This window comes from Alkalimonas sp. NCh-2 (assembly GCF_039631345.1).
In the GTDB taxonomy this organism is placed as follows: domain Bacteria; phylum Pseudomonadota; class Gammaproteobacteria; order Enterobacterales; family Alteromonadaceae; genus Alkalimonas; species Alkalimonas mucilaginosa.
This window is the reverse complement of sequence record NZ_JBDIUV010000008.1, coordinates 172,302-185,640: the sequence shown is the minus strand read 5'-3', so window position 1 is coordinate 185,640 and position 13,339 is coordinate 172,302. Positions and strand designations below refer to the sequence as shown.

General features: G+C 51.6%; 9 protein-coding genes. 4 read left to right on the top strand and 5 right to left on the bottom strand.

Going from position 1 to position 13,339, the window contains the following annotated elements; genetic code table 11:
* The first annotated feature begins 24 nt into the window (after positions 1–24).
* Positions 25–1,662 (top strand): iron ABC transporter permease, encoded by a 1,638-nt coding sequence (locus ABC502_RS17915; RefSeq protein WP_330087267.1) that lies wholly within the window; start codon positions 25–27, stop codon positions 1,660–1,662.
* A gap of 12 nt (positions 1,663–1,674) precedes the next feature.
* Positions 1,675–2,736 carry an ABC transporter ATP-binding protein gene (locus ABC502_RS17910; RefSeq protein ID WP_345916851.1) on the top strand — a complete coding sequence of 354 codons (1,062 nt, stop codon included), beginning with the start codon at positions 1,675–1,677 and terminating at the stop codon, positions 2,734–2,736.
* Here ABC502_RS17910 and ABC502_RS17905 read toward each other — a convergent pair.
* The 5 genes from ABC502_RS17905 to ABC502_RS17885 form a co-directional block, all read right to left on the bottom strand.
* Complete coding sequence (locus tag ABC502_RS17905) at positions 2,733–3,344, bottom strand: DUF2799 domain-containing protein (RefSeq protein ID WP_330087269.1); 612 nt, start codon at positions 3,342–3,344, stop codon at positions 2,733–2,735. The two genes, ABC502_RS17910 and ABC502_RS17905, sit on opposite strands and share 4 nt — an antisense overlap.
* Before the next feature lie 64 nt (positions 3,345–3,408).
* Positions 3,409–5,241 (bottom strand): EAL domain-containing protein, encoded by a 1,833-nt coding sequence (locus tag ABC502_RS17900; protein WP_345916850.1) that lies wholly within the window; start codon positions 5,239–5,241, stop codon positions 3,409–3,411.
* 243 nt (positions 5,242–5,484) lie between these two features.
* Positions 5,485–7,380 carry a hypothetical protein gene (locus ABC502_RS17895; RefSeq protein ID WP_330087271.1) on the bottom strand — a complete coding sequence of 632 codons (1,896 nt, stop codon included), beginning with the start codon at positions 7,378–7,380 and terminating at the stop codon, positions 5,485–5,487.
* A 141-nt stretch (positions 7,381–7,521) separates the two neighbouring features.
* On the bottom strand, positions 7,522–8,682 hold the full coding sequence (locus tag ABC502_RS17890; RefSeq protein WP_330087272.1) for a homoserine O-acetyltransferase: 1,161 nt from the start codon (positions 8,680–8,682) through the stop codon (positions 7,522–7,524).
* A gap of 11 nt (positions 8,683–8,693) precedes the next feature.
* Entirely contained in the window at positions 8,694–9,995 is a 1,302-nt protein-coding gene (locus ABC502_RS17885) for a GntP family permease (RefSeq protein WP_345916849.1), read from the bottom strand.
* 138 nt (positions 9,996–10,133) lie between these two features.
* Here ABC502_RS17885 and ABC502_RS17880 point away from each other — a divergent pair, with 138 nt between their 5' ends.
* Together ABC502_RS17880 and ABC502_RS17875 are read left to right on the top strand one after the other, a co-directional pair.
* On the top strand, positions 10,134–12,374 hold the full coding sequence (locus ABC502_RS17880; protein ID WP_345916848.1) for a TonB-dependent receptor: 2,241 nt from the start codon (positions 10,134–10,136) through the stop codon (positions 12,372–12,374).
* Positions 12,375–12,459: 85 nt separating this feature from the next.
* Entirely contained in the window at positions 12,460–13,110 is a 651-nt protein-coding gene (locus tag ABC502_RS17875) for a response regulator transcription factor (protein ID WP_330087275.1), read from the top strand.
* Positions 13,111–13,339 lie beyond the last annotated feature (229 nt).

Sequence of the window (13,339 nt, the reverse complement as noted above, 5' to 3'; positions counted from 1 at the left end):
TGCTAAGCCTCGAGTAGTCTGGCTGTGTTAGCTAAGGTGTCGTTGCGCTTTGATCCCTGGCGTTGGTTGGTATTACTACCAGCCATTGTGCTGGCGATCCCTGTGCTGGTTATTCTGCTGAGCTTGCTGCAGCCGCAGTGGGATGTCTGGTCGCATCTGCGCCAGACGGTACTGTGGCTTTATATCAGTAACTCGCTGTTGCTGGCTTTTGGCGTTGGTGTTGGCGCTCTGTTTCTGGGGACTGGCAGCGCCTGGCTGGTATCACAGTATGAATTCCCGGGGCGTCGCCTGCTGGAGTGGATGCTGCTGCTACCACTGGCTATTCCTGCATACATCATTGCGTACACCTACACTGGCCTGTTGGATTTTGCTGGCCCGGTGCAAACCCATTTGCGCGATTTATTCGGCTGGCGTTATGGTGATTACTGGTTTCCTGAGATCCGGTCATTAGGTGGCGCCATATTGATGTTGTCACTGGTCCTTTACCCTTATGTTTATATGCTGGCGCGCAACGGTTTTCGTGAGCAGGCAGCCTCGTTGCAGGAAGCCAGCCGCACCCTGGGTTTGACCACCCGTCAGCACTTCTGGCAAGTGGCATTGCCATTAGCCCGGCCTGCCATTTTAACCGGTACAGCGCTGGCAATGATGGAAGCCTTTGCTGATTATGGCACGGTGCAATATTTTGGGGTGGATACCTTTACCACCGGGATCTTCCGGACCTGGTTTGGCTTAAATAACAGCCTGGCGGCGGCTCAGTTGGCGGCGATGCTCACCAGCTTTGTGTTGTTTTTACTGGTGCTGGAGCAATGGTCCAGGCGGAAAATTCGTTATTATCATCAGGGGCAAAAGGATAGCCGGACACCTCGCAAGTTATTAACCGGTGGCCGGGGCTGGGTGGTGTTGTTGCTGTGTTTGCTGCCGTTGCTGTTTGGGTTTGTCGTGCCTGCTACCCAATTAACGCTCTGGGCTCTTGCTACCTGGCAACAGACAATGGATGAACGTTTTTTGCAGTTGGTATGGAACAGTTTTTCGCTGGCGGCATTGGCGGCATTGTTGGCAGTACTGCTGGCGGTGATTTTTGCCTATGCCAGGCGGCTTCGTCGCGACTGGCTGGTGCTTGTTCCGGTCCGGTTGGCGGCTTTGGGCTATGCCATCCCCGGCACTGTGATTGCGATTGGCGTGATGTTGCCTCTGGCTTTTCTTGATCGCCACATTGATCTGCTGGCTGAGCAGTGGTTTGGGATCCGGACTGGCTTATTGTTCTCCGGTACTTTGTTTGCGCTCTTACTGGCGTACAGTGTACGCTTTTTGGCCGTCTCGTTACATAGCGTGGAAGCTGGTTTGCAGCGGATCCGGCCCAATATGGATCAGGCTGCACGCTCCCTTGGTTGCTCACCACGGCAGGTGTTGTGGCGGGTGCATGTCCCCCTGTTGCGTGGTAGTGTACTGACAGCCTTGCTTCTGGTGTTTGTTGATGTGTTAAAAGAGTTGCCCGCAACTTTGATTCTGCGACCATTTAATTTTAATACCCTGGCAGTACGGACTTTTGAGCTGGCCTCAGATGAACGGCTGGCCGATGCATCTTTATCGGCACTGGCCATTGTGCTGGTGGGGTTATTGCCTGTGATAATTTTGGCCCGTTCGATGGAACGGGTGCAATAAAACGGATCGAACATGCTGGTATTGGAACAACTTGCGGTTGCTTACGGACCCCACACTGTGGTGAAAGACATCAGTTTGTCGCTGTCGAAAGGGCAAATTGGCTGCCTGGTAGGGCCATCTGGGTGTGGTAAAACCACCCTATTACGTGCCATTGCTGGTTTTGAGCCGGTAGCACAGGGGCAAATCAGTTTGTCACAGGGCGTGGTCAGTGCGCCTGGCTTGCTATGCCCGCCAGAGCAGCGCCGGCTGGGGATGGTGTTCCAGGATTTTGCCTTATTTCCACACTTAACGGTGGCACAAAACATTGGTTTTGGTTTAAGGCATTTAAGCCGCAATGCCAGCCAGCAGCGTATTCGCGAATTGTTGCAACTGGTTGGCTTACCCGATTTAGCCAGGCGTTATATTCATCAGCTCTCAGGAGGGCAGCAGCAGCGTATTGCGCTGGCTCGTGCCATTGCTCCTAAACCGGAGGTCTTGTTGCTGGATGAGCCCTTCTCCAGCCTGGATGCCGAGCTACGAGAATCGCTGGCACGGGATATCCGGCAGATTTTAAAGCATGAGCAGATGACCGCCATTATGGTGACTCATGATCAATTCGAAGCCTTTACCATGGCGGATTTGATTGGGGTGATGGAACATGGCCGGATGCAGCAATGGGCCACGCCCTATGAGCTGTACCACAAGCCGGTAAACCGCTTTGTGGCTGACTTTATTGGTCGGGGAGTGCTGCTGGCTGGGCAGATGCTCGATGCGCAGCAGGTGAAAACCTCGTTTGGGGTTTTTCGCCAGAGTTATCAGCCGGGCTTACAGCAGGGCGATCAGGTGGATGTGTTGATTCGGCCTGACGATATCGTGCACGATGATGACAGTGGTGTTACGGCTAAAGTGCTGGAAAAATCCTTTCGTGGTTCGCATATTTTGTATAGTCTGGAATTGAAAAGCGGCGATCAGGTGTACTGCCTGGCTTTGAGTCATCACAATCATGCGGTTGGTGAAATGATTGGGATCCGGCTCGATCTGGATCACATGGTGGTGTACCCAAGGCTGGCAGTTGCCAGCCAAGAGCCGGCTTAATAGAAACTAAACGTCTGTTCCAACTGCTGGATTTGATGTGCCAGTCCGGCCAACTGATACTCCAGTTGGGTACGGGCCCGCAGCAGCTCGGCTTGTTGCTGGCGCTGTTCACTGATTTCCCGGTACAACTGCTGCCGGCCATCCGGGGTTTGCTCATCGCCAAACATTAAGGCTTCTTTGGCCCGAATGCTGTTGCCCAACTGCTGATGGTCACGGTCATTTTGTGCCATAGCGCGTTCGGTTTGCTGCACTTGCTGTTCCAGCAAATAAATCCGGCGGCCGGCATCAAACCCCAGTAAAAAATCGGCTTCGGCATCACCCTGACACACCCCCTGATAGCTTTGGCCTTTACGGCCATATTCATAGCCATTGCTGGTGCGGCAAAACAGTTGCAATCCCTGTCGATGGCCGCGCTGGTACAAGGCCAGATCCGGTGTCACCTGATGTTTGGCACAATCCTGGCGGTAAGTATCTATCCTGGCTGGCGAGCGGCCCTGCACCCCATCGGCGTAACCCAATGTCTGCCAGTCGGCCAGCAGACACTCGTCTTTGCTTAAAGTGGCGCAGCCTGACAGCAACAGGCCGATAGCAACAACAATGAGACGCATAACAAGCCCCTTAATTTTGATTCTGCCCTACCTTAAAAGATCTGCCAGATAGCGACAACTGATTTTAGCGCTTGCATTGCAGGTATTGGATAAATTGCTCTGCTGGTACGGCTGGAGACCATAAATAGCCCTGAGCCGCATCACAACCGAGTTGTTGTAACATCGTAAAGGTTGCGGTGTCTTCAACGCCTTCGGCCACCGTAGTAAGCTCCAGACTTTTGGCCAGTTGAATAATAGCCCGTACCAATGGCTTATCCCGCAAAGACACTGACAGTGAGCTGATAAAGGACTTATCCACCTTCAGGCTGGAAGCATTGAACTGACGCAGGTAGCTGAGGTTGGAGTAGCCGGTGCCAAAGTCATCAATGGCAAAGGTGATGCCTAAGGCGCCTAGACGGGCGAGCTGTTGCTGCACAAAGTCGCTGTTATCAATTAGTAGGGACTCGGTCAGCTCCAGCTCCAGGGCTTCAGGTGCTAAACCACTGTGGCGCAGTGCAGTCAAAACCGTTTGCTCCAGCCTGCCATCGCGAAACTGAATAGGTGACAGGTTCACAGCAACTTTTACCGCTGGAAACCCTTGCTGCTGCCAATACTGACAGTCGCTGCAGGCTTGCTGCAGCACCCAGCTCCCAAGCTCCAGTATTAGGCCGCTTCGCTCTGCCAACTCGATGACGTCGGCTGGGTTGATAAAGCTGCCATCAGGTTGCGGCCAGCGTAGTAAGGCTTCAGCGCCGAGTACAGCTTCTTGCTTCAGGCAAATTTTAGGCTGGTAATAAAGCTTAAATTCATTGTTTTTCAGGGCATCACGGATGCGTTGCAGCAAATTGAATTTGTCGGTATTGGCCTGATCCATCGCCTCGTTGTAAAAGCGCCAGGTATTGCGTCCTTCTGATTTGGCATTGTGCATGGCCAGATCTACTTTGCGGCACAGCACATGAAACTCAATACCGTCCGTAGGGACAATCACAATGCCAATAGAGCCGGATACTTCTACCTTGGTTTGCATCAGGGTAAAGGGTTGGGTGGTTTGCTGCAGCAGTCGTGCGGCCAGATCAGCCAAGGTACTGTCATTGGCGTCCGCCGGACACAGGACCATAAACTCATCACCGCCAAAGCGACAAAGCACATCGTGCTTGCTGAGCTCGGACTGCAATCGTTTGGTCAGTTGTTGCAATAGCAAATCACCGGCGGCGTGGCCTAGCGCATCATTGACGGGCTTGAAGTTATCCAGATCCAAAAAAAGCATGGCCAGTCGTTGATGCTGTTGCAGACACTGTTGTTGCATGGTGCGAAATAAATCTTCACACAAACTGCGGTTGGGCAAATCGGTTAGTTTATCGTGCATTGCCAGGCGCTGCAGCTGTTGCTGGGTCGCGCGCACCCGTTTGTTTTCTGCCTGCAGCGCGCGCAATGAGCGATGCAGATCCTGCGCCATCAGCAGCACACTAAAGCCGGTAATGCTTAGTATCAGGCTCACATAGAGCACATGGCGCCAGCTGTCATCCGGGATATAGGGGATTAGCCAGCCCTGCATGCTGCCATAGCCCATTGCTGCCGCAGCAAGGATAATAAAGCTCAGTAAAAACAAAAACAGATTACGACTGCCAAGAATTGCAGCAAACACCAGTACACCAGGGTAGCCCACCACGGCCAGATCACGAATACCACCAGAGACCAGCGCCAGGGCTGTCAGCATCAGTGCCATTGGCCAGAGCAACAGGTAAGCCGCCAGCAAAGGTCGCTGCCACCAGGCCGATAAAAAGGATACCCCCAGGCAGGCACTACCAACCAGCAGCACAGCCTGCGTCCAGCCAGTTGAAACAATAGCGGCCAGCAGCAAACCGCATAACGTGATAGCGGATATTTGTAACAGGCGCCGGATCCGCAATGGTTGCATTCCGTGTGCAGCTGGTTTTGGCGCCCTGGCCGGCGATGTCGCTGGTGCTTGGTTCAATGTGGGGCTGGTCCTGTAAAAAAATGCAGAGGCAGAAGTTTAAGATAAGACAACAGCTGTGAAAGCGCAATCAAAGCACAGTGTTCGGGAGCCGTCATGGTAACTTGGGTGATGTTATGCTGCAGTCTGGCAGAGGCGGCAGCGCTTGCATCAGGTTGCAAAGCGCTGTCGCTGCTTGTGGCATGGTTAACCAGAGTTCTTATTGGTGATTGAGGAGCTTGCGGCAGCATCTTGCTGTGGGCTTGCTAAGCTAGCCTGATCATTTTGCACTGGTATGGCACGGGACTGCTGATTAATTTTGTAAATCTGCTCTGCACTGCTCAGGTCTGTACTGTTTTTTATCCGGGCAATGGTTTCTCTATCCGACAGGAAGCTTTGGATATCATCCAGAATGGCCTGCATTTCAGCTTGATTATCCTCCATCTCCATAATGTGCCTTGGGTGCTCAACATTTTTTGCGCCACTGTCTGCAAAGGTGCTGGTAGTAATACGTGAGCTGATGATCCAGGGTGTGAGTGAAGAGCGCATCACATAATTCTCGGAGGCCGTAGAATCGTAAATTCCTTTTCCTGTGGTCAGCTTGCTTTCGGTATAAGTACCTTCGCATTTGAGGTAAATCAATAAAGATTGGAAGTTAAGCTCTGCCCAGAAAGTATGGGAGTAGTTTTCCAATAAACGACCAAAGCTGGATGCGATTAACCACAAAAAAAGCAAACTAAGCAGGAACTGACTTTCATTAAATAAGGCGATCAATGCCTGCAAATGCTGACTGTCTGTTGCCGAAGTGATGGCCTGATAGTCCTGCCAAAGGTTCAGCACTGTTTTTGCTTCATACAGCATAAAAAACAGAATGATCGGGCCTGCCAGCAGGAGTATCTGACCAAAGAGGGTAGCCATAAGACGAAGTGTTTTGAACAGAGAGGTTTGAGGCAACGGAGCATATTCAGGTTGCGTTTCAATCATTACTTCGCCAGTGAAATCACCTTTACTGGACGATTGCTCATTGAGTTTAGGCTCCAGTTCCCGGTAAATCCTGTTCGGGATCTCTTTGTAGCGCCGGTTAGCCATCACAATACTGTCTATATTGACAAAGAGTTCGCGTGGATGGATGTTTTCCTGCCAGTTATCACGAAACTCCGAAACGCGGGTGATGGCTTTTACTTGCTGCGTGCGCTCTTTTAGCAACAGCATAATCAGCACGCCGCTGATGCTCATCAACGCCAACAGTAAAAGCAGAGGTGGTAATACGGCAAAGGGCTCCAGGCTAGCATGCTGCAACTCGCTGTAAAGTGCTTGTATCTCTGTTTGCTGCAATAACCAGTTCAGGCCAAGGCCAAGTATTACAGGGGCCAGAATAGCGAAGGCGATAATTTTAGCGAGTGCGATATTCCCTTGCGCCTCGATAGTACGCTCGGCCGAGCGATAGACGGTGCTGGCTTTACGCCAGCTGAGGATAAGATACAGCATCAGGAAAAAAGCAAAGAAAGGCAGTAAAATATCACCAATATTGCCGATCAGTCCGGTCACACTGACAAACCAGGTGAGCGCAAAAGCCATTAAAGCTACTGCTGTCGCAATAACTGCACCAGCATAACGTTGAGCAATATTACGCAATGGGTAGGGGAGGAAAATTAACTTTGGCACCAGTGTATGTACCAGTCTGGAAATAAAGCCATCGGGCTCGAGAAACGTCTTGTTTTTGCGGCCCATCAGCATTTCTTCCAAATCAATGCTGCGGTAGGCTGGCTGTTCGAGTTTAGATGTTTCCCGCTCTGACTTGCTGAGGTTTGGGGCTAAAGATGTTGGTACGCTTCGGCCAACAAAAAAGCGCAGCATCTGAAAGCTACCACCACCAAGGGAGCGCAGTCCCCCTGAAAGCAATACAAAGCCAATAATAGCATAAACCCACGCCAGGGCTTTATCTTGTTGAATCACTTCAGCTACTTGCAGTAGTGGGTAGACCCCCATCAGTGTGACAATCAAGCCACGACAAGCACGGATAAACCCTTCCATTTTAAAGGGGTTGCGAATACCAAGTGACTCGCTGCCGTAATCAAAGGCCATAATACTTACTTCCTTCATCGAGTGTTAGCCATCAGCAAAATGTAACGGTTTTTATCGTAATAAGCGACGAAAAATCGATCCGGGTTGCGAGCTTAAGGGTTTGCAGCACAAAAAAGCGCCCATTAGGGCGCCAGTGTCGGAAAAAGCAGTCAGCAACTACTAGTTCAACAGGAAGTCGTTAAGCACTTCAGCTACAGCAGCGATACCGACCACACCATCCAGATGGCCCCAGATACCAGGGATCTCATGGTATTCCACTTCTTTGCCTGCTGCCTCAAGAGCTTGCTGTGTGGTGCGGCTCATTTGTGGTAGCAACAGTTGATCGCCGGTAGCCGGCAGTAATAACGTACGAGCCTGTACCTTTTTTAGTGCATTCTGCCAGTTGTCGCCCATACCAGCCCGAAACAGCTGGGAGGCCCGCACCAGATACAAAATATGATTGGCATCCTGATAGGCCGCCCGGACTGCAGCGTGCTCCCGCAGTTGTTGCCAGGCAGAGAAACTGGCACGAATGTCCTGGTGGGGAGCTGCATCGGTGTGCGGTGCCGGATAGCGCAGATTGAAACCGGTTGGATAAACAGCATCCTGAATAATGTAGGAGAGTGCTGTGATCAGCCCCTCGGTTGGTTGGCCTTTGGCATAATAATCGCCGTTGTTCCAGGCTGGATCGGCTTTGATTGGGTAAGCCCAGCGCTCCAGCCTTACCGCTGCCCAGGCATCGATAAAAGCAGTGCCGATGACTGGCACCAGACGCTCCACCCGCTCCGGATAGCGGCTGGCCCACTCAATGGCTTGGAAAGATCCCATCGACGCGCCAATCACCGCATACAGGCGCTCAATCCCCAGGCTGTCGAGCAGGGCTTTTTGCACTTCGACAAAATCACCGATGGTCACCACCGGAAAATCCAGTCCCCAGGGCTTGCCGGTAGCCGGGTTGATGGTAGCGGGACCGGTGGTAATGACATTGGGATCAAATACATTGGCATTGACCAGAGTATCGACACTGATGACATAAAATTGGTCGGTATCAATGGCTTTGCCCGGCCCTATAATGGCATCCCAATAGCCGGGCAGGGCATCATCCGGGCTGTACTTGCCGGCAGCATGCGAACTGCCAGAGAAAAAGTGCGTGATTAAAATCACATTATCTTTGGCTTCATTCAGAGTGCCGTAAGCCTCCCAGCCCACCTGTACCGGTGCAATAACCTGACCGTTTTCGGTAGTAAACTTCGCAATTTCGAAGCGCTGCTTTTCCACCAACATGGCCTGCGCCAGGCCACTGAACAACAAAGTACTGAGGAACAGGATCCGTACCAGCATAAGGTTTCTCCTTAAAATAACTGAAACAGGCCAATGGCAATAAAGACACCGACCAAAGGCACTACCACACTGACTACAGCAACCGGCCAGTAGGCATTTTGGTGCGTTTCACCACAAATAGCACGAATGGTGGTCACTACATAGCCATTGTGTGGTAAAGAATCGAGCGCACCGGATGAGATCGCCACTACCCGATGCAGTTGCTCGGGGTCGACGCCGCGATCCAGATAAGTTGGCGCGATTTCCGGCAGCGCTATGGCCTGGCCGCCGGAGGCCGAACCAGTAAGGCCGGCAATAACACTAACCGCTACTGCAGCTCCTAATAACTCGGGGCCGGGTAAATGGGTCATGTAATCCACCACGCCGGCAAAGGCAGGCGTTAGCCGGGCTACACTGCCAAAACCAACCACAGCGGCCGTATTCCCGATAGCCAGTAAGGCACCCAGCACCCCCTCATTGGTTGCTGCTGCCGGGTTGCGTAAAAACTTTATATTCAGCAGGTACAAACTACTGACCCCACCGGCTAAAGCGACAATCAGTGCCGCCTGCTGCAGACTTTCGTGCAAAAAGAACGACAACGTCAGCACCACCAGCAGTGGGATAATACCAAACACAGGATTAGGCAGATTGCGATCTTCGAGTACTGGGTCACTGGCGCGCTGCATGAAATGCTCACCTTTGGCTACGGCTTTGCGGATCATCCACATCAGGCTGATGTAGCCGCTGATGGCCATAATGACCGCCACTACCAGGCTGACTTCCCAGCCGGCATAAGGGGTGGTTCCAAGGTAAGGGATTGGGATCCAGTTTTGAATTTCTGGCGATCCGGCCGAAGTCATGGTAAAGGTGACCGAGCCAAGCGCGAGCGCCGCCGGTATAAAGCGTCGGGGCAAATTAGCGCCTTTAAATAAACTTACCGCCATTGGGTAGGCGGAAAAGGCCACCACAAAGACGCTGACGCCGCCATAGGTCAGTACGGCACAAGCCATCACAACGGCCAGTACAGCCCGGGTATGGCCAATTCGTTTCACAATCGCCAGAGCCACGGCATCGGCGGCTCCGGTGTGTTCCATCAGTTTGCCGAACAAAGAGCCAAGCAAAAACATTAAAAACCAGGCAGCAACAAAGCCGGAAAAACCAGTCATGTAACCATGCACAAAATCCACTTTGTCGGCAATATCCCAAAATGGAATACCATTGGTGAAGGCCACCAGCAAGGCGCACAGCGGTGCGGTAATAAAGAGGTTGAAGCCGCGCATGGTCAAAATGATGAGCAGCAACAACCCAAGGATCAAGCCGAATAACCCCAGCATGCAAATTCCCTCGTTGTATTTTGATTCAGTGTGATACAACAACACCAGCCAAGCCATAGTACTAAGGTACAGGTTAAAAATTCTGCATTTGCGCCTACAGTAGAAGCGTATTGTTAACGACTCAGCAGGAGAGACAGGATGGCAACGAACAATAAAACAAAAAAGAACGCCGCTATAGCCCGGGGATTTACATTGAATGCTCTGGCACTGGCTGTGAGCACCGGCCTGATTGCCGCAAGCGCCCTTGCCGCGGACGATGAAAACTCGACAGAGTCTGAACTTCGGCTAGAGCGTATTGAAGTAACAGCTCGTCGTACGGTGGAGAATTTGCAAAGGGTACCAGTGGCCGTTACCTCCCTGGGTGAAACAGAGTTACAGCAGCGTGGCGTGGACAATATCACGGCTGTGCAACAATATTCCCCGAATACCACCTTACAAATCTCACGGGGTACCAACAGCACTCTGACCGCTTATATCCGAGGTATCGGGCAGCAGGATCCACTCTGGGGCTTTGAGCCCGGTGTCGGTATTTACATCGATGATGTGTACCTTGCCAGGCCGCAAGGTGCGGCACTGGATGTGTATGATGTCGAGCGGGTCGAGGTATTGCGGGGGCCGCAAGGCACGCTGTATGGCCGTAATACCATAGGTGGTGCGGTTAAGTATGTGACACGCGAGCTGACCGGTGATAACGAATTCAGTATTCGGGGTACTGTTGGTAGCTATAATCAGCGTGATCTGCGGGTGTCGGGACAAACCGCTTTGTCCGATAGCTTTTTTGTCAGCGGTGCCCTCGCTACGTTTAACCGGGATGGCTTTGGTACCTTTATTAATACCGGCGACGACAATTACAACAAGGATGTGCTGTCTGGACGTATCAGCGCATTATGGCATCTTTCCGATACCTTCAGAGTGCATCTGAATGCAGATAAAACTGTGGATGACTCCAATGCCAAAGGCGGTTACCGCTTAACTCAAAGCTTGCTCTCACCGGAGACGCCATTAACAGACAGTGTTTATGACTCCTACACCAGTATGCCGGTGGACAACAAAGTAGAAACCAGCGGTCAGTCCATCACCTTAAGCTGGGATCTGAGTGCTGACTGGACCGTAAAGTCCATTACTGCAAAGCGTAAAGGCAAAACCGATACCAACATCGACTTTGATTCAACGCCACTGCCTTCTTTGGATATTCCCGCTTTTTATGAAGACAAGCAAACATCGCAGGAACTGCAGTTTTTGTTCAGCGGCGACCGGTTGCAATTCACCTCTGGTATTTATTATTACACCGGTGAAGCTTGTGGCGCTTTTGGCACTGTGATTGTCGCTGGTGCGGGAGTGACTATTGAAAACGGTGGTTGTGTGGATACCGACAGCATTGCCGTCTATGCACAAGGCAGCTATCAATTGGATGAACAATGGTCACTGACTTTAGGAGGGCGTTACACCAAGGATGACAAAGAAGCCGATGTCTATCGTTTTATGTATCTTGGCAACAAGTCTCCTCGCGAATCGGGTGGGACTATTTTGCAAGTCCAGTCTGACTTTAGCGACAAAGCCAGTTTTAGTCACTTTTCGCCCCGAGTGGGAGTGGAGTACCAGCATAGCCGCGATTTGATGTATTACGCCAGCTACACCAATGGTTTTAAATCCGGTGGCTTTGATATGCGTGCGAATCAGAGCATAAACCCAGAGGCTGCCAATCCCTATCAACCAGAAACGGTGGATACTTTTGAGCTGGGGATAAAAAGCGAGTGGCTTAATCAGCGGCTGCGTTTGAATGCTGCTGCTTTTTACTCCAAGTACGATGACATGCAGGTCACGGTGCAGCGTGCAGTGCCAAACGATGTGGCTTCGCAAGTGCTCAATGCTGCCAGTGCCGATATCAAAGGCGGTGAAATTGAGGCCATATTGGCCGCCAGCCATCAACTGGATCTAAGCTTGATTCTGGGCTACTTAAACGCCAACTTTAAGCAGGTGGACTTTTTCGACCCTGTCAGTCAGACCGTAATTGACGTATCCAATGCCTGGTCCTTTGCCAATACCCCTAAAACCACCGCGACCTTAGCCGGGCGTTATACGGTGCCAACCGAGCTGGGTGATTTTGTACTGACTGCCAGTGCGGCTTATCGCAGTGCAACGCAGATTTTTGAGTTGCCCTCCATGCTGGATTATGGCGGCTACACCTTGCTGAATGCCGGGGTTAATTGGTACTCCAACGATGGACATTGGGATGTAGCGCTGCAAGGCAAAAACCTGGGCAATAAACAGGCTCGTATTGCCGGCTACAACTTTGACTTGTTGGCTGGGGAGCAAACCATTACCGGTTATTACATTGATCCCCGTACTGTTAGCCTGACGGTCGGCTACCGTTTCTAAGGCAGCCATAGCCGGAACTGTACTGCCAGGTCCAGTTCCGGCTATGATAGCGGTACCTTCTTCTGAACCTGAGCCAAGAGCTGCCATGATTGCCATCATAGCCGATGACCACCCGTTGTTCCGCGTTGCCTTGTCGCAGGCCGCCCAAACCATTCTGGGCGACCAGGCATTGTTGCTGCAGGCCGATACCATGGAGCGGGTCTGGGCTTTATTGCGGCAGCATCCGGATACCAGCTTGATCTTCCTCGATTTGAAAATGCCTGGTGCCGATGGCTTTGCTGGTTTAACCGCCTTGCGGACCGAGTACCCGGATGTGACGGTGTTAATGGTGTCGGCGGTGGAGGATCCTGCCGTGATTAAGCAAGCACTGCAACTTGGCGCAGCGGCCTATGTACCGAAGTCAGCTCCGCTTGAGCTGATGTCGGCAGCCATTGACGCCGTGCAACAGGGCGATAGCTGGCTGCCGGCCGGGCTTAGTCAGGAGGTTGCTGATGCCAGTAGTTTGATTGACGATGATTTTGCCAGCCGGTTGGAGCAATTAACGCCACAACAGTTTCGGGTGCTAAAGATGATCGCCGATGGTTTGCTGAACAAGCAAATCGCCTATGAAATGAATGTGCAGGAAACTACCATCAAACAACATGTGTCGGCTATTTTGCGCAAGCTCAATGTCAACAACCGCACTCAGGCCGGTATTTTATTTGAAAAGCTCAAGCTGCCAGAGAGCTACTCCTGATATTCTTCTAATCAATACCAGTGATGCTATGCATTCATAGTTATTATGGCTATCACTGCATTTCACGGTTAAATCATCGTTTTAACGACTGCTCAGCTTCATCTGATGCGGATGAGCTGAGTAGTCAGACAAGCGATCATGGTGCTTAAGACAGCTATTTATAAATAATATCAATGCTTTAAGTGAATCCTTTGGCCTGGGGTCAAGAGAGCTGGTTAGGAGGTTGTGT